Annotated in this window: 21 protein-coding genes; 11 read left to right on the forward strand and 10 right to left on the reverse strand. The window is 69.3% G+C overall.

The window, feature by feature from the left end; translation table 11 throughout:
- Window positions 1-27: 27 nt before the first annotated feature.
- From rplU to BKH28_RS12190, 6 genes are all read left to right on the forward strand, one after another.
- Window positions 28-348: a 50S ribosomal protein L21 gene (gene rplU, locus BKH28_RS12165; protein WP_004565174.1), complete on the forward strand. Its 321-nt coding sequence runs from the start codon at window positions 28-30 to the stop codon at window positions 346-348.
- A 69-nt stretch (window positions 349-417) separates the two neighbouring features.
- The gene (rpmA, locus tag BKH28_RS12170; RefSeq protein WP_003785909.1) at window positions 418-675 is read left to right on the forward strand and encodes a 50S ribosomal protein L27; all 258 of its coding nucleotides are present in this window, start codon (window positions 418-420) and stop codon (window positions 673-675) included.
- Window positions 676-760: 85 nt separating this feature from the next.
- On the forward strand, window positions 761-2,368 hold the full coding sequence (gene obgE, locus BKH28_RS12175) for a GTPase ObgE (protein WP_075419047.1): 1,608 nt from the start codon (window positions 761-763) through the stop codon (window positions 2,366-2,368).
- Window positions 2,369-2,456: 88 nt separating this feature from the next.
- Entirely contained in the window at window positions 2,457-3,551 is a 1,095-nt protein-coding gene (proB, locus tag BKH28_RS12180) for a glutamate 5-kinase (protein ID WP_075419070.1), read from the forward strand.
- 34 nt (window positions 3,552-3,585) lie between these two features.
- Entirely contained in the window at window positions 3,586-4,881 is a 1,296-nt protein-coding gene (locus BKH28_RS12185; RefSeq protein ID WP_075419048.1) for a glutamate-5-semialdehyde dehydrogenase, read from the forward strand.
- A gap of 179 nt (window positions 4,882-5,060) precedes the next feature.
- The gene (locus BKH28_RS12190; protein WP_075419049.1) at window positions 5,061-5,564 is read left to right on the forward strand and encodes a ubiquitin carboxyl-hydrolase; all 504 of its coding nucleotides are present in this window, start codon (window positions 5,061-5,063) and stop codon (window positions 5,562-5,564) included.
- A gap of 69 nt (window positions 5,565-5,633) precedes the next feature.
- Here the strand turns inward: BKH28_RS12190 and BKH28_RS12195 are convergent, their stop codons facing one another.
- The 10 genes from BKH28_RS12195 to BKH28_RS12240 form a co-directional block, all read right to left on the reverse strand.
- Window positions 5,634-6,293 (reverse strand): response regulator transcription factor, encoded by a 660-nt coding sequence (locus BKH28_RS12195; protein ID WP_075419050.1) that lies wholly within the window; start codon window positions 6,291-6,293, stop codon window positions 5,634-5,636.
- A complete protein-coding gene (locus BKH28_RS12200) occupies window positions 6,290-7,819 on the reverse strand; it encodes a sensor histidine kinase (RefSeq protein WP_075419051.1) in 1,530 nt (509 codons plus the stop codon). The genes BKH28_RS12195 and BKH28_RS12200 overlap by 4 nt, the downstream gene beginning before the upstream one ends.
- A gap of 74 nt (window positions 7,820-7,893) precedes the next feature.
- Window positions 7,894-9,219 (reverse strand): UDP-glucose dehydrogenase family protein, encoded by a 1,326-nt coding sequence (locus BKH28_RS12205; protein WP_075419052.1) that lies wholly within the window; start codon window positions 9,217-9,219, stop codon window positions 7,894-7,896.
- The gene (locus BKH28_RS12210; RefSeq protein WP_075419053.1) at window positions 9,216-10,277 is read right to left on the reverse strand and encodes a phosphotransferase; all 1,062 of its coding nucleotides are present in this window, start codon (window positions 10,275-10,277) and stop codon (window positions 9,216-9,218) included. The genes BKH28_RS12205 and BKH28_RS12210 overlap by 4 nt, the downstream gene beginning before the upstream one ends.
- Before the next feature lie 32 nt (window positions 10,278-10,309).
- Window positions 10,310-11,530, reverse strand: a complete 1,221-nt coding sequence (locus BKH28_RS12215; RefSeq protein ID WP_075419054.1) for an aminoglycoside phosphotransferase family protein — start codon at window positions 11,528-11,530, stop codon at window positions 10,310-10,312.
- Window positions 11,527-13,302: an ABC transporter ATP-binding protein gene (locus tag BKH28_RS12220; RefSeq protein ID WP_075419071.1), complete on the reverse strand. Its 1,776-nt coding sequence runs from the start codon at window positions 13,300-13,302 to the stop codon at window positions 11,527-11,529. The genes BKH28_RS12215 and BKH28_RS12220 overlap by 4 nt, the downstream gene beginning before the upstream one ends.
- Window positions 13,303-13,352: 50 nt before the next feature.
- A complete protein-coding gene (locus tag BKH28_RS12225) occupies window positions 13,353-14,522 on the reverse strand; it encodes a glycosyltransferase family 4 protein (RefSeq protein WP_075419055.1) in 1,170 nt (389 codons plus the stop codon).
- Window positions 14,522-15,808, reverse strand: coding sequence for a glycosyltransferase (locus tag BKH28_RS12230; protein ID WP_075419056.1), 1,287 nt, complete (start codon window positions 15,806-15,808; stop codon window positions 14,522-14,524). Before BKH28_RS12230 ends, BKH28_RS12225 begins: the two co-directional genes overlap by 1 nt.
- Complete coding sequence (locus BKH28_RS12235) at window positions 15,805-17,097, reverse strand: glycosyltransferase family protein (protein ID WP_075419057.1); 1,293 nt, start codon at window positions 17,095-17,097, stop codon at window positions 15,805-15,807. The genes BKH28_RS12230 and BKH28_RS12235 overlap by 4 nt, the downstream gene beginning before the upstream one ends.
- A gap of 115 nt (window positions 17,098-17,212) precedes the next feature.
- Window positions 17,213-17,989, reverse strand: a complete 777-nt coding sequence (locus tag BKH28_RS12240) for a DeoR/GlpR family DNA-binding transcription regulator (protein WP_075419058.1) — start codon at window positions 17,987-17,989, stop codon at window positions 17,213-17,215.
- Between the two features lie 279 nt (window positions 17,990-18,268).
- Here BKH28_RS12240 and BKH28_RS12250 point away from each other — a divergent pair, with 279 nt between their 5' ends.
- The 5 genes from BKH28_RS12250 (at window position 18,269) to BKH28_RS12270 (ending at window position 23,027) form a co-directional block, all read left to right on the forward strand.
- Window positions 18,269-19,360: an ROK family protein gene (locus BKH28_RS12250; protein WP_075419059.1), complete on the forward strand. Its 1,092-nt coding sequence runs from the start codon at window positions 18,269-18,271 to the stop codon at window positions 19,358-19,360.
- Between the two features lie 178 nt (window positions 19,361-19,538).
- The gene (gene nadD / locus BKH28_RS12255) at window positions 19,539-20,222 is read left to right on the forward strand and encodes a nicotinate-nucleotide adenylyltransferase (protein ID WP_009405885.1); all 684 of its coding nucleotides are present in this window, start codon (window positions 19,539-19,541) and stop codon (window positions 20,220-20,222) included.
- The gene (locus BKH28_RS12260; protein ID WP_075419060.1) at window positions 20,212-21,903 is read left to right on the forward strand and encodes a hypothetical protein; all 1,692 of its coding nucleotides are present in this window, start codon (window positions 20,212-20,214) and stop codon (window positions 21,901-21,903) included. The genes nadD and BKH28_RS12260 overlap by 11 nt, the downstream gene beginning before the upstream one ends.
- A gap of 66 nt (window positions 21,904-21,969) precedes the next feature.
- Window positions 21,970-22,389: a ribosome silencing factor gene (rsfS, locus tag BKH28_RS12265; protein WP_075419061.1), complete on the forward strand. Its 420-nt coding sequence runs from the start codon at window positions 21,970-21,972 to the stop codon at window positions 22,387-22,389.
- On the forward strand, window positions 22,386-23,027 hold the full coding sequence (locus BKH28_RS12270) for a histidine phosphatase family protein (RefSeq protein ID WP_075419062.1): 642 nt from the start codon (window positions 22,386-22,388) through the stop codon (window positions 23,025-23,027). Before rsfS ends, BKH28_RS12270 begins: the two co-directional genes overlap by 4 nt.
- Window positions 23,028-23,139 lie beyond the last annotated feature (112 nt).

Here is a 23,139-nt window from a genome sequence, read left to right on the forward strand (position 1 = left end):
TGAGAGCCTTTCGAAGAATCTACAGAGATGAGCATTCAAGTGGTCTACGCGATCGTCAAGGCCGGCGGCCGTCAGGAGAAGGTCTCCGTCGGCGACGTCGTGGTTGTCGACAAGCTTGCTGGTGAGATCGGCGACGAGGTCACCCTCGCCCCCGTCATGCTGGTGGACGGCGACAAGGTGACCACCTCTGCCGCCGATCTGGCCAAGTCCTCCGTCACCGCCGAGATCATCGGCGACGAGAAGGGCCCCAAGATCAACATCCTCAAGTTCAAGAACAAGACCGGCTTCCGCAAGCGCCAGGGCCACCGCGCTCAGCTGACGGCCGTCAAGGTCACCGCCATCAAGTGACCGCCCCGGCGTCAGCCAGTACGCGGGCATCCTGAACGCACACGCTCGAGAAGAAAGAAGCCTTCAACCATGGCACACAAGAAGGGTCTTGGTTCCTCCCGTAACGGTCGCGACTCCAACGCGCAGCGCCTCGGCGTCAAGCGCTTCGGCGGCCAGTTCGTCAAGGCCGGCGAGATCATCGTCCGCCAGCGCGGCACCCACTTCCACCCGGGCCGCAACGTCGGCCGCGGCAACGACGACACCCTGTTCGCCACCGCTGCCGGTAACGTCGAGTTCGGCACCTTCCGCGGTCGCCGGGTCGTCAACGTCGTGCTCCCCGAGGCCTGAGCCCCGAGCACATCACGCGTCGCGAGAGGGCGGACGGCAGCTGCCGTCCGCTCTCTCGCGCTATCCCGGACTCACAGGAGACCCCATGCCCAGCTTCATTGACCGAGTGGTCCTCCACGTGGCCGGCGGCGACGGCGGCAACGGCTGCACCTCCGTGCACCGTGAGAAGTTCAAGCCCCTGGCCGGGCCCGACGGCGGCGACGGTGGTCATGGCGGCGATGTCGTCCTGACCGTTGACCCGCGGGTGACGACCCTGCTGAGCTACCACCGGTCCCCGCACCAGCGGGCCGGCAACGGTACTCCCGGCATGGGGGACTGGCGTCGCGGTACCGACGGCAAGGACCTCGTCCTGCCCGTTCCCGAGGGCACAGTGGTCAAGGACTCACGCGGTCAGGTCATCGCCGACCTCGTGGGGGAGGGCACCCGTATCGTCGTCGCCGAGGGCGGCACCGGTGGGCGCGGCAACTTCTCCCTGGCCTCCTCCAAGCGCAAGGCCCCCGGCTTCCACCTCCTGGGTGAGCCCGGTCAGGCCGAGGACATCACCTTAGAGCTCAAGACCATCGCCGACGTGGCCCTGGTGGGCTACCCCAGCGCCGGGAAGTCCTCCCTCATCGCCGCCATGAGCGCGGCCCGCCCCAAGATCGCCGACTACCCCTTCACGACCCTCGTGCCCAACCTCGGGGTTGTCGAGGCGGGCGATGTGCGCTATACGATCGCCGACGTCCCCGGCCTCATCCCCGGCGCCTCCCAGGGCAAGGGACTGGGACTGGACTTCCTGCGGCACATCGAGCGCTGCGCCGTCATCGTCCACGTCCTGGACTGCGCCACCCTCGAGCCGGGGCGCGACCCCCTGTCCGATCTGGACACCATCGAGGCCGAGCTCGCCGCCTACTCCGAGCGCCTCGGCGAGCAGGAGGACGATCCCTCCCTCACCGGCCGGGTCCCGCTCATGGATCGCCCCCGCATCGTGGTGCTCAACAAGGTGGACGTCACCGACGCCGCCGAGCTCGCCGAGTTCGTGCGCGCCGACATCGAGGCCCGCGGGCTGCCCGTTCACATTATCTCTGCGGTCGCGCACACGGGGCTGCGACCCCTGTCCTTCGCCCTGGCCGGCGAGGTCGAGCGGGCCCGCGAGACAGCTCCGGCGGCCCCCCAGCGCGACGGCGATTCCGGTGGAGCCGACGGGACCGGTGAGTCGCGCCCCATCATCCGGCCCGCGGCGGTTGGACGTCGAGAGAAGGAGAGCGTCGCCCAGGTGCGTCTGCTGGCCCATCCCAGTGAGGGGCAGGTCTACCAGGTCCGCGGTCAGCGCCCCGAGCGCTGGGTGCGTCAGACCGACTTCTCCAATGACGAGGCCGTGGGCTACCTCGCCGACCGTCTGGCCGCGGCCGGGGTCGAGGACGAGCTCGTCAAGGCCGGTGCCCACGCCGGTGACTCCGTCCTCATCGGTGAGGTCGACGGGGGAGTGCTCTTCACCTGGGAGCCCTCGATGACCACCGGCCCCGAGCTGCTGGGTGCCCGGGGCACCGACCTGCGCCTGGAGAGCAGTCGGCGTCGAACCAACGTGGAACGGCGCAGCCAGTACCACGAGATGATGGATGCCAAGGAGGCCGCGCGCCAGCAGCTGCGTGACGAGGCCGCCGAGGGCCTGTGGACCGATGCCGCCTCCTGGCACGGCGACGACGAGGACTGACAGGAGGGCCCCAGTGACTCCAGCAGCGATCGGCACCAGCTCGGTCCACGGGCAGGAACGTCCAGGACGGTTGCCCGAGGGCGCCCGCGTGGTGGTCAAGGTCGGCTCCTCCTCCCTGACGCGCGCCGACGGCGGGCTCGATCTCAACCGCATCGACATCCTCGCCGGTCTCATCGCCGGCATGCGACGGCGTGGTCACGACGTCGTCCTGGTCTCCTCCGGAGCAGTCGCCTCAGGCCTGGTGCCCCTGGGACTGAGCCGGCGCCCCGATGAGCTCAGTCTCCTGCAGGCGGCCGCCTCCGTGGGACAGGGGCGGCTCGCCGCCCGCTGGGAGGCCGCGATGAGCGCCTACGGGCTGGTCACCGCCCAGGTCCTCCTGACCGCCCACGACGTCGCCATCCGCAGCCACTACCGCACGGTGCGCGCCACCTTCGACTCCCTGCTCTCACTGGGAGCCGTCCCCATCATCAACGAGAACGACGCGGTGGCCACCAGCGAGTTCAGCCTCGGCGACAACGACCGCCTGGCCGCCCTTGTGGCCCACCTGGTGACCGCCGACGTCCTTGTGCTGCTCACCGACGTCGACGGCCTGTGGACCGCGCGCCCCGGGACCCCCGGCGCCACGCCCATCCGCCACGTGCGCTCCTCAGCGGACCTGGAGGGGGTCAGCGTCTCCGGTCGCGGCTCCTTCGTGGGAACCGGAGGCATGACCACCAAGCTCCAGGCCGCCACCATCGCCTGCGCCTCGGGCACCACCACTCTCATCGCCCGGGCCGACGACGCCGCCGGGCTCCTGGGCCAGGAACAGGTTCCCACGGACCTGGGCACCTGGTTCGAGCCCACCGGGCCCCATCGTCCCAGCCGCCGGCTGTGGATGGCCCACGCCTCCCAGCCCGAAGGACGTGTTCTCATCGATGCCGGAGCTGCCAGGGCCCTGACCGTGGGGAAGAAGTCGCTTCTGCTGCCAGGCCTGACCGGCGTCGACGGCGACTTCGAGTCGGGCTCCGTGGTCGATGTTGTCGGCCCCGAGGGCGTCCTGGCCCGGGGGATATGCCGCTACGCCGCCGCCGAACTGCGCGAGGTCCTGGCGGCCCGGGCCGAGGGCACCGCTGCCCCCGATCACGTGGCTCCCGTGATCCACCGCGACGATCTCGCCGAGCTGCCCCGCATCGCCGGAGTCTGAGGACACCATCGGCCCCGTCTTCTATGGTGTCCCCATGAACGACGTCGACGCCCACGAGCTCGTCACCGCAACCGCCCGCTCAGCCCGTGCGGCGCAACGGAGCCTGGCCAGGACCCCGCGCGCCGTCAAGGACGCCGCCCTGGAGGCCATGGCCCACAGCCTCACCGAGCACGGCGAAGCGATCCTCGCGGCCAACGCCGCCGACCTGGAGCGCGAACGCCGGGCAGGGATGAAGGCCGGTCTCCTCGACCGCCTGGCCCTGGACTCCGACCGCCTGTCGGCCATCGCCGACTCCCTGCACGAGGTGGCCGCCCTGCCCGACCCCGTGGGCCAGGTCGTTGACGGCTCGGTCATGCCCAACGGGCTGCGAGTGCGCCGGGTACGGGTGCCACTGGGCGTCGTCGGCATGATCTACGAGGCCCGTCCCAACGTCACCGTCGACACCGCCGCCCTCGCCGTCAAGTCCGGCAACGCCATCATCCTGCGCGGGGGCAGTGCCGCCCAGGACTCCAACGCCGCCATCGTCGCGGCCCTGCGCAGCGCCCTGGAGGCGCAGGGACTGCCCGCAGACCTTGTGACGAGCGTCGATGCCGCCGGTCGGGACGGTGCCCGCGCCCTCATGCGCGCCCACGGTCTGGTCGACGCCCTGGTGCCGCGAGGCGGGGCCGGACTCATCCGTACCGTCGTCGAGCAGTCCACCGTGCCTGTCATCGAGACTGGATCGGGAAACTGCCACGTCTACGTCGACGCCAGCGCCGACCTCAAGACCGCGGTGGACATCATTGTCAACGCCAAGACCCAGCGCGTCGGCGTGTGCAATGCCGCCGAGACGCTCCTGGTCCACGCCGACGTCGCCGCCACCTACCTACCGGCCGCAGCCCGCGCCCTGTGGGACAAGGACACCGTCCTGCACACCGACCCCACCGCCCACCGGATCCTGAGCGAGGCGGCGACGGCCGATGGGCGTGTTGCCCTCCTGACCGAGGCCACCGAAGCCGACTGGGACACCGAGTACGGCTCACTGGACCTGGCCGTGCGCGTCGTCGGGAGCCTGGAGGAGGCCATCGACCACATCCGCTCCCACACCACCGGACACACCGAGGCGGTCCTCGCCCAGGACGTGGGCGTCATCAACGACTTCATCGCGGGCATGGACTCTGCGGCCGTCATGGTCAACGCCTCGACCCGATTCACCGATGGCGGACAGCTGGGGCTGGGGGCCGAGCTGGGCATCTCCACCCAGAAGCTTCACGCCCGCGGCCCCATGGGTGTGAGCGAGCTGACGACGACGACCTGGATCGTCGAGGGCGACGGCCACATCCGCCCCTGAGTTCTCGCACCTCCGAGCAACGTTGGGACGCCTTGGAGTTGTGCTGATTCTGAGAAGCGTGCGGATCAGTTCTGTGATTCTCCCGGTGCCGTGCTCCAGTGCTTTGTCATCTCATTCGTGTTACGGTCGACAAAAGTCGGACGGGTCCAGGACAACCGGGGGAGAAGGGGGAGACTGGAGTGGAGAGTCTGCTGCGTCGTTTCGGTCGTGGCCGCGTCGTTGCCACCACGGTCGTCGTTGTGACAGCGGGCCTCCTGCTCGCGGTCACCCGCATGGTGTTCTCCCACCCCGCCGAGTCGGCGAAGGAGCCGGGAATCGTCCTGACGGCAACCCCGCAGGTCACGTCATCCCAGTCCTCGACCACGGCGAGGCCGAGCCGGGGTGCCGGCGGTGCCAGCAGCACCCAGCACGAGCCGGGCAGCGCCGAAGCGGGAGCCGCAGACTCATCGGACTCCTCGACGCAGGGCCACGCGCCTCAGGCGGTCGACCCCGCCCCACCTGTCGCCGTCGACCATGGCAACCGTCAGCCGGCTCCCGCCGCCCCTGCCGGGCCCGCCGCCCCGGCCGCCACCGCACGATCCGATGACTCCCGCACCGAGGTCGACGATGACGACGACGACAGAAAACCGGCGAACAACGGCGTGAGAGAAGCCGATGACGACGACCGCGACATCGATGACTGAATGGACGACTGACCAGATGGCTGACGCCGCGGTCACCGGCCAGTGCGCGGCGTCGCAGGGGGTGGCGGATCAGGTGAGCCGGTAACCCATGCCGCGCACGGTCTCCACCCGCTGCCTGCCCAGCTTGTTGCGCAGGTAGGAGACGTAGACCTCCACCACGTTGGAACCGGGGTCGAAGTCCAGCCCCCACACCGAGCTCAGGAGCTGCTCGCGGCTGAGGACCTGACCGGGGTGGCGCATGAAGGCCTCGGCCAGTGCGAACTCCCTGGCGGAGAGCTCCACGGTTCGCCCCTCCAACGTCAGGGTCCGGGTACGCAGATCCAGGACCATGTCGCGGTGGGTCAGCTGCATCTGGTCGGGGCCGGTGGTATCCGGGCGCAGCCGCACCCGAATACGGGCCAGGAGCTCCTCGAAGGAGAAGGGCTTGGGCATGTAGTCGTCGGCGCCGCCCTCCAGACCGGCGACGCGGTCGGCCACTGAGGAACGCGCTGTAAGCATGATGACCGGCACTCCCACGCCTTGGCCGCGCAGCTGCTGGAGCACCTCGAAGCCATCGATATCGGGCAGGCCCACATCCAGGATGATGAGGTCGAAGCTCTCCTGGACCGCCAGGGCCACGGCCTGCCTGCCTGCGGCGGTGGTGTGTGTGGTGAAGCCGGCCGCCTTGAGCCCCTTGGTGAGGAACGCGACGATGCGGGGCTCGTCCTCAACGATGAGGATGCTGCTCATGGTGAGTGACTCCTTTGGGAGGCTGTCGGGGGCTGATCAGGGCTTGAGGCCCCGGCAGGTGCGAGGGCACCGCCTCGGGAGGAGGACAGCGGAGTGGAGGTCTTCAGAGGGACCACCATGGTGAACACCGAGCCTCGGCCCACCTCAGAGCGTATGTCCAGTCGTCCGCCGTGTGCTGCGACGATCGTCTCGACGATGCTGAGCCCCAGTCCTGTCCCTGAGGCGAGCTCCTGAGCCCCGGTGGTGCGTTTGAACCGCTGGCGCACCAGGTCGATGTCCTCAGGGGCGATCCCGATGCCCTCGTCTCGCACCCACATCTGCAGGTGGCCGTCGCGAACGGCCGAGCCCAGGGACACGGTGCTGCAGTGCTCGGAGTACTTCACCGCGTTGGCCACCAGCTGGAGCCAGGCCTGGGTGATTCGGGTGGGGTCGATGATGGCCCGGGTGAAGGCCGCCGACTCCATCTTCCAGCGGCGCTCGCCCAGGGCGAGGGACTTGTCGAAGACCAGCTCGGTCAGCTCGGCGACATCAGTGTCCACCGGAGTGACGAAGTCGCTCTGGACGCTCTTGGCCAGCAGGATCAAGTCGTTCACGAGCATCCCCATCCGGTCGAGCTCGTCAATGGCCAGCAGCTGCGTCTGGCGCACGTCCTCGGGGTCTGAGGGGTCGGTGAGCTCGAGGTGACCGCGGACCACGGCGACCGGGGTGCGCAGCTCGTGGCCGACGTCGTCGAGCAGGTTGCGCTGAGCCTCCACCGAGGTCTGGACCCGGTCGAGCATCCGGTTGACGGCCTCGGCCAGGGCCGTCAGGTCGTCTCGGCCCTTGACCGGCACCCGGGTGGTCAGGTCGTCCTCGCCGATGGACTCGGTGGCGCGGCGCAGCTGCTCGATGGGGCGAAGGAGCCGCTCGACGGCGAACCAGGCCAGACCCGTCACCAGGGCGACGGTGAACACGGCCGCCGCCGCGTAGAAGGCCATGGTTCGCCGAAGCTGGGACTCGGCGACCTTGAGGTCGATGACGTGCACGAGCGCCCCGTGCTGGGAGCCGCCCTGCAGCGGGACGATGAGGACTCGGTAGCTCGATGTGGGGGTGCGCACCGTCTCGATGACGGACTCCGAGGCGGCTGCCTGGGAGGTCACCCGTGTGAGCAGCTGCTTGTCCTCCTCGGGGCGGAAGGAGACGTTGTCCGAGGAGACCCAGGCCAGCTCCGTGCCGGCACTGGTGCCCACGAAGCCGAGCTCGGCCTCGCCGCGCCCTTCGGCCGTGCGCTGGATGTGAGTGCGAAGAACCTCGGAGACGTCCTCCAGGGGCTGACCGCTGGAAGGGTCTCGCCTCTCGGCGGCCAGCTGGCGGATCCGGTCACGGCTGTGCTCGAGCCGGTTGGTGGCCTCGGCCGACACGCTGGAGTGCCCCAGTGCCCACACGATCGCCCCGCACGTGACCAGAGCGATGCCGGCCACCAGCACGATCGCCCACATGACACGGGTGCCGATGGTGACGGTACGAGTGGGCAGCAGTGAGGTCACGTCGCCATTGTGCCCGGATCCACTGGGCTCCGCCCGATGGATCCGGGCACGGGCGGAGCCGGCAGCGGCCCGACTCAGCGTCCTACTCCCGCGTAGGTCCACCCGGCCTCGCGCCAGGCCACCGGGTCCAGGGCATTGCGTCCATCAATGATGACGCGCTCGGCGACGCCGGCGGCGGCATCAGCGGGGTCGAGGGCAACGAACTGGGCCCACTCGGTCAGTAGCAGGACGAGCTCGGCTCCCTTGAGCGCGGCTCGGGGGTCGTCCTCCAAGGTGAGGTGAGGGTGGGAGCGGGCCACGACGGGCAGGGCCTGCGGGTCGCAGACAGTGACCTCCGCCCCGAGGTCGGCCAGGCGGGAGGCGACATCCAGAGCGGGGGAGTCACGCACGTCGTCGCTCAGGGGCTTGAAGGCCGCCCCCAGGATGGTGATCGACCTACCGGATAGGTCACCGCCGACGTGGGTACGGGCCAGCTCGACGATCCGGTCGCGCTGCTCACGGTTGATGGAGTCGACCCGGCCCAGCAGGTCGGCCAGGTGCACGGCGCCGTGAAGGTCGGCGCTGGCCTGCAACGCCCGGATGTCCTTGGGAAGGCAGCCTCCGCCGAAACCGACGCCGGCCTGGAGGAAGCGCCGGCCGATGCGCGGGTCATGGCCGATGGCGTCGGCCAGGACGGTGACGTCGGCCCCGGCTGTGTCGCACAGGTGGGCCATGGCGTTGATGAAGCTGATCTTGGTCGCCAGGAAGGAGTTCGCCGCGGTCTTGACCAGCTCGGCGGTGGGGTAGTCGGTGACGATCCGGGGGATGCCCTCCTCCAGCAGGTCCTGGTAGACGGCGTCGAGCGCGGCCTGTGCCTCCTGGGCGTCATTGGGGTCGGCGGGGACCCCGTAGACGATGCGGTCGGGGTGGAGGGTGTCGGCTACGGCGAAGCCCTCGCGCAGGAACTCGGGGTTCCACAGCACCAGGGCGCGACCGGCCAGGCGCTCGGCAACCTGCTGGGCGGTGCCCACCGGAACGGTCGACTTGCCCACCACCAGGCTGCGCCCGCCCTCGGGCAGGGCGTCGTGAAGCATGTCGACCACGCTCCACAGCTGGCTCAGGTCGGCCTCACCGCCGGTGGCGGACTGCGGGGTCCCCACGGCGATGAAGTGGACATCGGCCTCGGCCAGCTCGGCCGGTGTCGGCGCTGAGGTGAAGCGCAGGTCGCCCTGCTGAGCCCCGGTGACCAGCAGCTCGGGCAGTCCCGGCTCATAGAAGGGGGCTCGGCCCTGAGCAAGGGCCTCGACCTGCTCGGGGCGGGTGTCGATCCCCAGGACGTGGTGTCCCAGGTGGGCCATGGCGGCGGCGTGAACGGCACCGAGGTATCCGCAGCCGATGACGGTGAGCTTGAGAGGGGTCATGAGTTGTTCCAATCGTTGGTGAGGTCCAGAGGCATGAAGGGGGAGGCGTGTCCCAGGCAGTGGCGCACCCAGACGGGCAGCCACTGGTGGGCGGCGGGACGGAAGGCGTGGACGAAGACGAGCCGCAGTGCCGAGGAGCGGTAGTAGGTCTCCAGACGGTGCGCCGTCATGGGCAGCGTGCGGGCCAGGTCATCGAGCAGTCCTCGGACCTGGGCGTGAGCCTCAGGGCCGAGCCGGCCGCGAACCGCCATGAGATCCGCGTGGGCCCAGAGATTGCCCAGATCGAGGGACGCCTCGGCCATGGCCGCGGTGTCCAGGTCGAGCAGGGACAGGTCGGTTCCGTCCCACAGGAGCTGGCCGTCGTGGAGGTCGCGGTGGGTGATGACGTGCACCTCGCTGCTCTCCCTCAGCCTCAGGCAGGTATCCACCACCTGCTCATGCAGAGGACCCTGCTGATCGATGACGTCGTAGCGTTGGGCGGAGACGAACCAACGCCGCAGCACCTCGGTCTCCTGCCGCGGCCCGTGGAGGGGCAGGTCCGCCTCGCCATCGCCCAGGCGCGACCAGGAGTCCGTGAGCCGCTGCCACCCGGGCAGGCCCGCGTCACCGAGCTCGTCGAGGCTGCGGCCGGGCAGCAGCTCGAGGTCGACGACATCGTCTTCGTTGCCCAGGATCCTGGGGGTGCGCAGGCCAGTGACCCGCAGCACCGAGGCAGCGGTCGTGTGGGCCCGCACCAGGGAGGCGGCCTTGTGGGGCCGCACGATCTTGCGGACTCGGGAATTCTCCATCACGACGGCGCGGCGGCCGGCGCGGTGGATGACGAGAGCCCCGGTCAGCTGCGTGGACAGGGCCGGAAGAGCCGGATCGACGGCATAGGGCAGCAGATCGGGGGCGCCCCCCACAGTGACGTGCCCTGCGCGCAGACGGCCCTGGCCGTCGACGCACTCGATGCTCACGCTCGCGGGGCCCGAGTCCCGGCTGCCGGGCCAGGCCCGGCGCAGCCCGGGGATGGCGCGCAGCGTGCTCAGCATGTCCGTCACCTTCGTCTTCTGTGTCATATCAGTCATTCGTGTCGTACTCATCGCGTCCGTCATGGCCGGGCGGCCTCTTTCTCAGGCGACTGAGTGATGCGCTCAATGGCGGTCAGCTCGGTGCCGATGCGTTCACGCCAGGACGGCTGGGCCCGGCGCAGGGGATCGGCCAGTCGCGCCAGTCGCGACAGTGCAATCGCCGCCCCCAGATCCTCGCCGCCCGGCACCGGCCGGTGCGCGGCATAACCATCCAGCAGCGCGCCCCGCTGAGAGGACGGCGCGACCGCCAGGTAGGAGCCCAGATCCGTCGCAGCCGGTGCCAGGCGCACCCGGTCGAAGTCGGTCAGCCAGATCCGACCGGTCGAGTACTCGTACAGCACCTGGTCGGGGGAGGCGTCGCCGTGGGTGAGAACCGGTGACCCCGGCAGTCTGGTGGGCAGCATGTCGCCCACCGCCCGCACCCGGCGCGCCAGCTCGGGGGCCAGGACGTCGAGCTGACGGGCATGGACCTCAGCCAGCTCCCGAGCGTTGGGATGCTGATGCGGCAGCCGGTCGACGAGCTCCGGTGGCAGTTGCCCGGCGCAGGAGTGCAGCTCGGCCAGCAGTGCCCCCACGCGACGGGTGGCCTCCACGGGGCTCTGAGTGGTGGCCGGCCCATCAACGTTCCCGGAGTAGAAGTCAGCCAGATTCGTGTCTCCGCACCACTGCTGCACGCTGACGCGGCCCTCGCACCTGGCCACGGCCTGCGAGTCGCGGAGACCGGGGACCGGGAGGAACTCGGACAGGACGCGGTGGACATCATCGGCCGGCCCCCCGGCTCCGGTCCGCAGCCGCAGGACCTTGGAGCCGTCTCGCAGGACCAGGCGCCGTGAGGGGTTGTAGCGCAGCACGTCCCGGGCGTCCCAGGTACTGAGTATCCCCACACCCGTCGCCTGCGCGAGCGGCTCGGCCAGCTTGGGGTCGGTGAGGACCGGACCGCACTGCAGCAGCAGACCGTCGCCCAGGGACCGGGTGACGGGGGACTGCGCCAGCCCCAGAGAGGCGGCCATGCGCTCGGCCTGAGCGGCCTTGGAGTGCGAGACCGGCCAGAGCAGACGGGCCCAGCCGGCTGTGAGCCCGGTGCTCTGCTCCGTCAAGGACACCAGGACGGAGACCCCCGGCTTGATGCGCAGCCTGTCGGCCCGTACCGGGTGCTCGAGGAGCTCACTGAGCCGATCGGCGTCGAGCATCACGGCGACGGCATCGGCCGTGGTCGTTGCGCTGATGATCGAAGGAGTCACGATCCGCTCCCCGCCAGGGCGAAGGACTCGGACAGGTGACTGTTCGCCCACCGACGGAAGTCGGCCGAGGAGTCCATGAGGTGCTGAGGGCTGCCCTCCAGGCGGATCCGCCCGTCCTGGATCCACACCACTCGATCGGCGCGCATGGCGGCCTGTGGGTCGTGGGTGACGGTCAGGGTCGTGCGTCCGGCCACCAGCTCATCGATCGCCTCAAGCACCGCCGACGTCGAGGCCGGGTCCAGCCCCGTGGTCGCCTCGTCCAGGATGACGATCGGGGAGTCTCGCAGCAGTGCCCGAGCGATGGCGATGCGCTGACGCTGACCGCCCGAAAGGGTGCCGCCCCGCTCACCCACGGCCGTGTCGTAGCCGTCGGGCATCTGGGTGATGAAGTCGTGGGCGTGGGCCGCACGCGCAGCCGCCTCCACTTCCTCATCGGAGGCGTCGGGCCACCCCAGCCGGATGTTCTCCCTGATCGTTCCGGTCAGCAGCACCGCCTCCTGGTGCAGGACCGAGACCTGCGAGCGCAGGAACCGCAGATCCAGCTCGTCCAGGCTGTGCCCGTCAAGACTCACCGTGCCGGAAGACGGATCCAGGGCCCGCACCACCAAGGACACCAGAGTGGACTTGCCTGAGCCCGATGGGCCCACGAGGGCCACATGCTCACCGGGAACCACCGTCAGGCTCACACCGTGCAGCACCGGGCGTCCTTCGTAGGCGGCATGCACGTGGTCGAAGTGGACCATGCCGCGGACCGGGTCCAGCACGGTGGCGTCATCAGGGGAGACGATGTCGGGCTTGACCGCCATGAGGTCGGCCACCCGCTCGCCCGAGGCCGTCGCACGGGCGATACGGCCGGTGTACTTGGCCATGTCCCGAAGCGGCTTCATGGTGGTGCGCAGGTAAGTCGTGAAGAGCACCAGGTCTCCAGGAGACATGGCTCCGTTCAGGACCCGGATGCCTCCACCGACCATGACCACGGCAGTGGCCAGGCCGACGATGACGTCTGTGGAACGCTCCAAGCGCGCGGCGATACGGCGCGAGCGCACCCCCTCACTGAGCGACACCGTGTTGGCGCCCGTGAAACGCTCATGCAGCAGTGGCTCCAGACCGTAGGCCTGGACCACCTTGATGGCACCGAGCGCCTCCTGGGCGGTGTTGGCCAGGTTCCCCTCCGACTTGCGGCTGCGCAGCGAGGCCGCGGAGATCCGCCGCGAGTTGCCTGAGGACGCGAGCAAGAAGGCCACCACCGCCAGAAGCACGATCATGGCCAGCAACGGGTCCAGGAACACCATGACCACGACCATGACCAGCAGGGTCAAGGTGTTGGCGGCCATCGGCAGGCCGGCGGTGACAGCCACCTCCTGCATGCGGTTGACGTCTGCGATGAGCCGCTGAACCGTGTCCGCGCTGCGGTTGCGGGCGTGGAACTGTTGGGACAGGCCCTGGACGTGGTGGAAGGCCCGGCTGCGCAGCGAGGCCGCCGTGCGTGAGCCCACCAGGGCGAAGGCCACGGTGGCCAGGTAGTTGCACACCGCCCGGCCGGCCACGATCACCAGCAGGGCGATACCGAGCCCCACCAGGGAGGAGACCGTGGCAGGGGCGCTGCCCGTATGCCGGCCCAGAGCCGCCACCAGCGAGTCGATGGCGATCTTCAGCGGCCAGGGCTCGAGCACCCGGAAGACCACCTCCGCCAGAAGCACCGCCGTGCCTCCGGCCATGAGACGCCACTGCGGCGCGGCATCAGGGCCCACCAGCCGCAGGGTCTGCCGCATGGGGGAGTGGCGCATCCGACTGCGTCCGTGGCGGCGCGGAAGCGAGTCCATCACCGCCCACCCCCCTGAGCGACGCCGGCGAGTTCCAGGATCCGGCTGACGACCCGCTTCCAGGAGTGACGCTCCTCGGCCAGGAGACGCCCGCTGCGCCCCATCCGGGCTCGCCGCTGGGGCGAGGCTGCCAGATCATCCAGGGCCGCGGCCAGCGCTGTGGGGTCCGAGGGCGCCACGAGCACTCCGTGAAGCTGCGAGCCCTCCTTAAGCAGCTGGGGGATCTGCCCGACGTCGGAGGCCACGACCGCCAGCCCCGCGGCCAGGTACTCCAGGACCTTCATGGGGGAGAAGTACTGCTGCTCGCGACCTCCCAGATCCGGATAAGGGGCCACCCCGATCGCCGAACCCGCCATATGGGCGGGGATCTCCTCAGGCGCGACCGCCCCACGGAAGTCCGCCTCCACCCCCAGGCGCTCGGCCTGAGCCCGGAGCGTTTCCATCTCAGGGCCGTCCCCGATGATCCGCAGGCTCCAGTGCTGACGCGCCAGGGCCGCCGCCGTGATGAGGTCGGCCACCCCGTGCCAGGGCTTGAGCGTCCCCACGAAGGTGACGACCACCCGGTCGGGTTCCGCCGGCTGAGGCTGGATGCGGCGCACACTCACACCGTTGGGAACCGTGTGGATCCTGCCGGCGACGGCGTCCGCATCCGGCACATCCGCGGTGCGACGACGAACCCAGTCGGCCACCGGGTCCGAGACGCACACCGTGACCCGAGCGGCCCCGACCTGACGGCGCAGTGCCTGCTCGGCGCCGGAGGCGTCCACCAGCGAGCGGTGACGACGCTGCTCGTCGATCAGCGGAGCATTGACCTCCAGGATCCCCGGCACTCCGGTCGCCGCCGTGATGTCGGCCAGCGCCGTGGAGAACAGGGAGTAGCGCTCGTAGACCAGGTCGGCGCCGTCGGCGATCACCCGAGAGGCGATCCTCTCCGCGGCGTGCACCTGCGCCTGCTCCCGCTCGGCGGGCTCGACGTCGGCCACGGCCTCCAGGTGCAGCTCGAGGTTGGCCAGGTCGGTGGGCACGTGCTCGCCCGAGCGCAGGGCGTAGAGCACCACCTCGTGGCCGGCGGCCCGCAGCTCGCGAACGACCTCCTGGATATGCACCGAGGCGCCCTTGGTCCCGAACACCGGGATGCCCGGGTCACAGCAGATGTAGGCGATCCGCATCAGGCGGCTCCTTCCTGGTCGGCCGGGCACATGCTGGGAGCGGGGACGGGGCCCGACTGCCAGGAGGCCAGGACCTCGGCCTGGGCACGGGAGTCGAAGTGCTCCTCGATCAGTGCCCGCGCCCCACGGGACAGCGAGACGGTATCCACCTCGCCCAGCGCGATCCTGCGCAGGGCCACGGCCAGCGAGGCCGGGTCACCCGGGGGCAGAAGGAGACCGGTGACGCCGTCGCGAACCACCTCCGGCAGTCCTGACACCGCTGTGGCCACGACCGGCGTCCCGCAGGCCATCGCCTCCAGGATCACCGTGGGCAGACCGTCGATGTTGCCGTCGGCCGCCTCGATGCAGGGTGCCGCGAAGACGTCCGAGCGCGCCAGCAGGTCGCGCACCTCCGCCTGCGTGAGCGGACCCAGCAGACGGATCCTGTCGGCCAGACCCAGGCGGTCGATCTGCTCGGACAGACGCGCACGCTCGTCGCCGTCGCCGGCCAGCTCCACCTCGACGTCGACTCCGGAGCTCACCAGGATCCTGACCGCCTCGATCAGGTCGGCGAACCCCTTCTTGGGCACCAGACGCCCCACGGCGCACACCCGCAGCGGTTCGGCCCTCTTGGCGGACGCCGGCTCCGGGGCGCGGTAGGAGAAGCGATCCAGTTCGAGGGCGTTGTAGCGCAGCGACACCGTGGCCCCGGTTCCCGCCAGCACTGTTCCCAGGTACTCCTCGTTGTAACGGCTGATGGCGATGACCCGCTGCGCGTCGGCGCAGATCCGGCGCAGCCAGACCGGGTCCACCGACTCGTGGAAGATGTCCTTGGCGTGGGTGGTCACGGTGTAGGGGATGCCGGTCAGAGCCGAGGCGATCCATGTGACCCGCCCGGCCAGGGACGCGAAGTGCGCGTGCAGGTGGGTGATGGAGTCCCTGCGCGCCTGGCGCGCCAGCTCCACGCCCTGAGCCACCTCGTCGCCGGGGAGCTCGGCCAGCACCGGCATGATGGCGGCGAAGCGCTCGCGGTCGTCCTGGCGGGTCAGGCCGTTGGCGAGCTGGGTCCACAGGTCGATGGCCCGCTGCGGGCGGCCCACCCAGCTGACCCGGGCGGCGACCCGGGCGATCTCGGGGTGGAAGCGTGAGTCTGTGGTGGGGCGCAGCGCATAGATGCTCAGATCCTCGCCCTGGGCCTCGCGAGCCAGGATCTCAGTGACGATGAAGGTCTCCGAGAAGCGGGGGTAGACCTTGAGGACGTATCCGATACGGGGACCGCCCTGGTGGGTGTCGAGTGTGGGATTCATGCGGGGATCTCCATCCTGGTGAGGCTGGTGGCGTGGCTGGCGAGATGACTGAGGCGGGTGGTGGGGCCGTCGTTTCGGTCGCCGACGAGCTCGGCGGCGAGCAGAGGGACGGTGGTCAGGCCGTCCAGGCGCAGACGACGTCGCCCCATCAGCTGGTGACGGGCGGTGTTCTGATCACGCAGCAGCACCGTGAGCCGGTTCTCCAGTGCCGCGGCACTCAGATCCGTGACTCTCAGGAGATCGACGGCGCCCGCCTCCTTCAGGGCGGTGGCCCGGATGAACTGCTCAAGGCGAGGCGTCTCGCGCGGGACGAGGAGAGCCGGGGTGTCGGAGGCGAGGATCTCGCTGACCGTGTTGTACCCGGCCATCGAGACGACCGCCGCGGCCTGCTGGATATGGCGACTCATCCCCGGCCAGGACCGGCGCACGACGGTGCGGGGGCCGGCCGCCTGAGCAACCTGGTGGAACAGGGCGGCATCGAGCTGGGGGCCGGTGACCACGACATGCCGGTAGCCGTCAGGGACGCGTGCCTCCGCGGCGGCACGCAGCAGGTTGATGCCGTCGGAGCCGCCACCGGCGGTCGTCAGGATGAAGGGCTCCGGATCGAGGGCGTTACCGGCCAGTGCGGCTGACGCCTCGGAGCCGTCCCTGGCCTCAGCGATGTCGCGACCGTGGGCGAGGTAACCGGTGTAGCGCATCCGCTCCTCCAACGCTGCCGGGGCCTCGCCGGTAGCGCTCAGGTCGTGGACCGCGGCGTCCCCATAGACCCAGACCTCGTCGATGAGCCGGCGCAGCGTGCCGGTGTCGCCGAGCGCATCCCACTCGCGCTGCACGGTTGCGGGGGTGTCCAGGACCTCGCGCAGACCGAGCACCACGCGTGCGGCGGGGTGGGCTCGGCGCAGGTGTGCCAGGGGCTCGCGCAGCTCCTGGTACACCCCGTAGGGATGCCGGTCGATGATGAACAGGTCCGGGGCGAAGGTGCTCAGGGCGCCGGACAGCAGGGCGCTCCGGACCAGGCTCAGGTCCTCACGGGTGATGCGCAGGCGCTGGGGCAGGTAGGTGCCCCCGGACTTCTTGACCCCCGGCAGTACCAGCCAGTCGAATCCGTCAGGGAGGCGGTACTCCTGCCCCGGGGTCAGGCCGGTGACGACCAGGCCGGTGACGTCACGACCGGTGAGCCCCGGCAGTGCCCGGGCCAGGTGATGGGCCAGAGCGAGGTTGCGGCGGAAGTGGCCCAACCCCTTGGCGTCGTGGCTGTAGAGGGCCACACGTAGGGGAACGGTCGTCATGATCGTCTCTTCTCTTGTCTTGGTGTCGGTTCTGGATCGTTCTGAAACGATCCTGACCGGTCAGGAGAAGATGACGATTAAGGACGGATGAGAAAGCTCTCAGGTTTGTCGGAGGCTAGACCAGCTGCACCTGGACTCCGGCTTGACGCAGGGCCTCAACCTGGTCGGCCGGGGCGCTGTCGTCGGTGATGACCGTGTCGATCTTGGCGGTGGGGCAGATGAGGGCGAAGGCCGTCCTGCCGAGCTTGGAGCTGTCGCACACGATGACGACGTGCTGGGCAGACTCCACCAGGGCGGCGTTGACGGCGGCCTCGCCGTCGTGCTGGGCGTAGGCGCCTCTCTCATCGAGGCCCTCGACTCCCAGGAAGAGCGTACCCAGGCTGATCGAGGGCAGGATGAGGTCGGCCAGAGGGCCGGTGAGCTCGAAGGAGCGGGCGCGCGCGATCCCGCCGGTGACGACGACGCGCACGCACTGGCGCACGGCCATCTCGTTGGCGATGTTGACGGCATTGGTGACCAGGGTGACCGGCACGTCGGGATCGGTCAGGTCCGGCAGGAGTGCGATCTCGCGAGCCACCTCGGTGGTCGTGGTGCCGCCGTTGAGACCGACGGAGTCACCCGGGTGCACCAGTGCGGCCGCCGCCTTGGCGATACGGGTCTTCTCATCGGCCATCTTGGAGGTGCGATAGCGCAGAGGCGGCTCGGTGGAGGTGGGGTTGGCGATGGCGCCACCACGGGTGCGGCTGACCAGCTGCTGGTCAGCCAGATGGTCGAGGTCGCGCCGTGCGGTTGCCGCCGAGACTCCCAGCCGCGTGATGATGTCATCGATATGGACGCTGCCCTCGTCCATGACGATGTCGAGGATGGCCGAATGGCGATCATGCCGAGACATCTCGATCCTCCTGGGGCTCAAGGGGGTGGTGCGGGACGAAGAGGGGGCGGGCGGGGGAGCATGTACGTGATTTGCGCATCAACTATTTGTCTTATCCTAGTGACCGTGCGGCAGGTAGTGGCGTACTGGCGTCAGCATAGTTCAGTAATGCCCGCACCTGCCTCCTGAGAGCGACACATAGCGATACAAACCTTGCTACTGTCGTCGACATCAATCACGCCGTTGCGTGGGGCGGTGGTCCTGCGGGCTCGCCGCCCCGCCCCCGAGAACAGAGAAAACATGGGATGTCCCGCTGACCTTGCCGAGCGCCTCCACCGTGAGGAGGGTGTCGTCGCCATCGGGGTCGACGTCGGTGCCGATGGCATCACCGCGGTTGTTGCTGATGGTCGGGGGAGTGCCGTCTCCTCCCTGGAGCGGCCTGTGCCCAAGGAGTGTCGCTCTGACGCTCACCGGTTGGCTCAGGAGATCGGGAGCGCGATCCAATCCTTGTGCGCGGGCGCTGCCGACGACCTCGGCGGTGAGGCCTCCGGGGCTCCGGCCCTCGTTGTCGGGATCTGTGTGCCTGGTGTCGTCGACGAGGGTGAGGGGTATGTCCGCCGCAGCGAGCCCCTTGGTCTGCAGGACGTCCCGTTGGCGAGTCTTGTGAGGCAGTCGCTGTCGTCTCGGAGTGGTGGGCCGTCCGGATTCTCCGGAGGCCTTGAGGTGGCGCTCTATCAGGACGCTGGTTGCGGCGCCTGGGCTGAGAGCCGGTGGGGCGTGGCCGGGAGCGACTGCCTCTACCTGGCGGTCGGCGAGCGGATCTCCTCCGCCGTCCTGCTGGGTGGTGTCCCGGTGCTCGGTGAGGGCTGGGCCGGTCAGGTCGGTCGGATCCTGGTTCCCGATCCGGACTGGAGCGGGGAGAGGGCCCGCCTGGAGGACGTCGCCTCCGTGTGCGCGATGGCGAGGCGACACTCCGCCGGCATGCTCGATGATTCCGCTGGTTCCCTTGACTCCGGCTCCAGCGCCGCCGCGGAGGCGTCGAGCGGCCGCGATGACGCTTCCGGTGGGTCATCCGCTCAGTGCGCCTCAGGTCTGGAGTCCCTCCTCAGTGCGATGGCTTCGGGGGATCGGGAGGCGCGCCGCGTCTGGGACACCGGTCTGGACTCTCTGGCAGAGCTCGTCGCTCACAGCGTCGGTCTGCTCGGCCCGCTCGACGTCGTCGTCAACTCGGAGCTCGTGCGGGCTGATGAGGCCGTATTCCTTGAGCCTCTGCGACGCCGGGTGGCTGACCTCGTGGGTGAGCTGCCGGCGCCGCGACTGGTGACGGCCCGGCTCGGGGTGTCGGCCCCGGTATTGGGGGCGGCAGGACGCGCACTGGCTAACTGGAAGTAATCTGACGGTCACCTGAATACTGTCTTGTGTCTCTGCGCCGTTGGCTGACAACTCGCTTATGGCGTTGCGGAGACCCACAATGGGGGCAGGCCATGGCAGTATGTTCGCCAACTGCAGTTGTCCAAGCCGGTTGAGGAGAACCAAACGTGTCCCCCAGGAGAGAAGCGAGGCGCAGCGCGTGACCCTGTCTGCTCGTCCGCTTCGCATCGGCATCATGGGTGGAACCTTTGATCCGATCCACCATGGGCACCTGGTTGCGGCCAGCGAGGTTCAGAACGTCTTCGCTCTCGACGAGGTTATCTTCGTGCCCACCTGGGCCCAGCCCTTCAAGAAGGAGCGCAAGGTCTCCCCGGCCGAGCACCGTTACCTCATGACGGTGATCGCCACGGCCTCCAATCCGAGGTTCACAGTCTCCCGGGTCGATATCGACCGGGGCGGTACGACCTACACGATCGACACCCTTCATGACATCGCGGCCGAGTACCCGGGCGCGGAACTGTACTTCATCACTGGGGCGGATGCGCTGGCGCAGATCCTCACCTGGAAGGACAGCGAGGAGATCTTCGATCTGGCTCATCTGGTGGGGGTCACGCGTCCCGGGCACGTTCTCAGTGACTCCGGGGTTCCCCGTGACCGGATTTCGCTGGTGGAGGTGCCGGCCATGGCGATCTCGTCGACGGACTGCCGTCAGCGGGTCGGGGAAGGGTCTCCGGTGTGGTACCTGGTTCCTGACGGTGTCGTGCAGTACATACGCAAGTACGGGCTTTATCGTATGGCCTTGCGGCCGGCGTCGGCGACGTCGATGACGGCGAGAGTGGCCCGCGAGCAGTCCCTGAGGAAGGAGAACGACGGTGAGCACTGAGCAGACCGGCGTCAATGCCCCCACGTCCGAGGAGCCGACGCAGGATGAGCACGCTCCACGCGGTAGTCGTCGTGCGATCCGACAGGCGGAGCGCGCCGCGGAGCGCGAGGCGATCCTGACCGGTCAGCAGCCGCTCCTGACTCGACGTGAGATGAGGCGTCTGCGTGAGGAGGCCAAGGCGCTCAGGGCCGCCGTCGAGGCGGGCGAGATCACCCCTGAGCAGGCCCAGGCGCTCCAGGACCCTCTTGCCGATCCTGCGTCGGTCACCTCCCGTGCCTCCGCCGCGTCGGGTGAGGATGCCCAGCTCGGCTTGGGGGAGTCGACCGAGCTTCCCGCCGCGGACGGGGTCGACTATCTCGAGCAGGGAGGGCAGAACCCGCCCCTGAACCTGTCCGTCCCCGAGGGGCCGGCCGCCTCCGCTCCGAGCTGGCGTTCGCTGTCGGCGGCCGAGGCCGTGGCGATCTCCGAGATCGAGACGGGACTGATGGAGGCCGTCGACCTGCCGGTGGCCACCCTCGACTACGACGCTCACTGGGCTGCGAACGCCAGCTCCGAGCCGGCACCGGTGCCCACCCGTTTCTCGCTCAAGGACCGCCTTGAGGGAGGCTCCGTCTCCGAGACGGACGAGCCGGAGAGCCCGGAGGCCAATGAGCCTCAGAACGCCGTTGAGGTGATCGACGACGCCGAAACCGAGGAGCCCTCCACCAGCCCCTACGACTACCGTGAGGGTTTTGAACCGACAGTCCAGGGCGACGGGGAGGCATCCTCGCAGTCCTCCTCCTCGTCGGCCAACGCCGTGAGCGCCGCCTCCGCTGTTCCTGCCGTCTCCACAACCGTGTCCGGCGCTGCTGACTTCGCCGCCTACGAGCAGGCCGGGGCCCCGCGGACCACTGAGTCCGCCCGCAGCGGACTGAGTGCTGGATCAGCATCCTCCGCCGGCTCGGTGCGCCGCCCCATCGTGCGCATTCCGGCCGCCGCGCAGGGGGTGCGCACCGTTAACGCCTCCACGGGAGAGCTCAGCTCGGTCCAGCCCGTGGACAGCTCGCCATCCGCCCAGGACGCCGCCGATGCGCAGGACGTCTACGGTGTCCCCTCCATTGAGGAGCCGATGGTGCAGGACGACGCTGCGGTCGAGGTCGACCTCGAGGCGCAGACCATGGTGGTGCCGACGTCGGCGCCTTCGTCTTTGGCGGAGCAGGACTCCGAGTTCGGTGCGCCCGGGGCTCCGCAGTGGAGGTCACTGCATCAGCCCTCGCAGGCGGACGACTTCCAGGAGGCGATCGTGGCCGGGACGGCTGAGACCTCCGTTGTCTCCGGTGAGGCCGTCAGTCCCTACGCCTTCTACAGCGATGAGGCCGAGAACGGCAATGGTCCGCTCGGGGCCTCCGAGTGGGACTCCGTGGCGGTACCGGCTGCTGAGGCGCCCGAGGAGCCCTACCTGGCTCCCGTCAATGAGGTGACCGGGCGGGTTCCCACCCCGGATCACGTCTTGCCGATGGAGCAGCCCAGCTCCTCCTCTCGCATCGGGAAGATCCTCATGGCCGCACTCATCATCGTTCTCCTGCTGATCATCATCGCTGTCGTCCTGGCGGTACTGATCAGCGGCGGCAAGATCGGCGGCGGCACGAGCGCGATGGCCGCCACCATCGGTGCGGGGGAGTGGATCCGTCAGCTCGTCTGACGGGGGTGTGCACGGTACAGTCGCCGCTGCCGCATGATGTCTGACTGACCGTCCTGAAGGAGATCCGTGTCCGCCACTGAACACGCCACTGGTCTGGCGATCGCTGCCGCTCGCGCGGCGGCTGATAAGAAGGCCGAGCACCTCGCCGCCATCGACGTCTCCGAGCGGCTGGGGCTGACCGATGTCTTCCTGCTGGCCTCCGGGGCGAACGACCGCCACGTCCACGCCATCGTCGATGCGGTCGATGAGGCCATGCACCATGCCGGCGCCAAGCGCCGTACCCGGGAGGGCTTCGCCGACGCCCACTGGGTCCTGGTGGACTACGGCGACGTCGTCGTCCATGTCCTGCAGAACGAGGACCGGGAGTTCTACTCGCTCGAACGACTGTGGAAGGACTGCCCCGCTATCGAGCTGCCGGTGGACCTGACGCATGAGAACAGGCGAGATGGTGATACGGTCAGTGGGCGGGAGAGTACTGCCTCATGACGGATCTCATTCTGTGGCGCCATGGCCAGACCGACTACAACAGTCAAGGGCGTATTCAGGGGCAGGTCGATATCCCTCTGAATGAAACCGGGCGTGACCAAGCGCGACGTGCCGCAGAGGGCATCGCGGCGCTGGGGCCCACGCGCATTGTCTCCTCCCCGCTGGTGCGGGCTCGGGCCACGGCTGAGGTGCTGGCGTCGCTGATCGGCCTGAGCGTCGAGATCGATCAGGGACTGGCGGAGAAGTCCTTCGGGGACTGGGAGGGACTCAAGGCGGCCGACATCAAGAAGCAGTGGCCGGAGCACTATGCCACCTGGCGGGCCGGAGGAGAGCTCCCTCAGTTCAGGATCGAGGGGCGCCGTCAGACCGCCGAGAGGGTGGGAGAAGCACTCAAGTCCATCGTCGCAGGCGCTCAGAAGGACGACGTCATCGTGGCCGTCTCCCACGGAGCGGCCACCAACCTGGGGGCCACCTACCTGCTGGGAATGGACGCCCAGGAGTGGTTCGGCCTGCGTGGCATGAGCAACTGCTGCTACGCGCTCATGCGGACCAATAAACGGCCTCCGGGCTGGTCGGTGGTGGCGTGGAATGCCGGACCGCCGGTGGACTCCAGCCCGTTGGGCAGGATCCTGGGCTGAACGGGTGAGGTAGTGCACGTACCGCGGATTTGCTCTGACGGGTCCGATCTTCATACAGTTATCCGCGTCGCCGCACGCGAGCGACGCCCGAACGGGGCTATGGCGCAGTTGG

The organism is Actinomyces oris (assembly GCF_001937665.1).
GTDB classification, from domain to species: domain Bacteria; phylum Actinomycetota; class Actinomycetes; order Actinomycetales; family Actinomycetaceae; genus Actinomyces; species Actinomyces stomatis.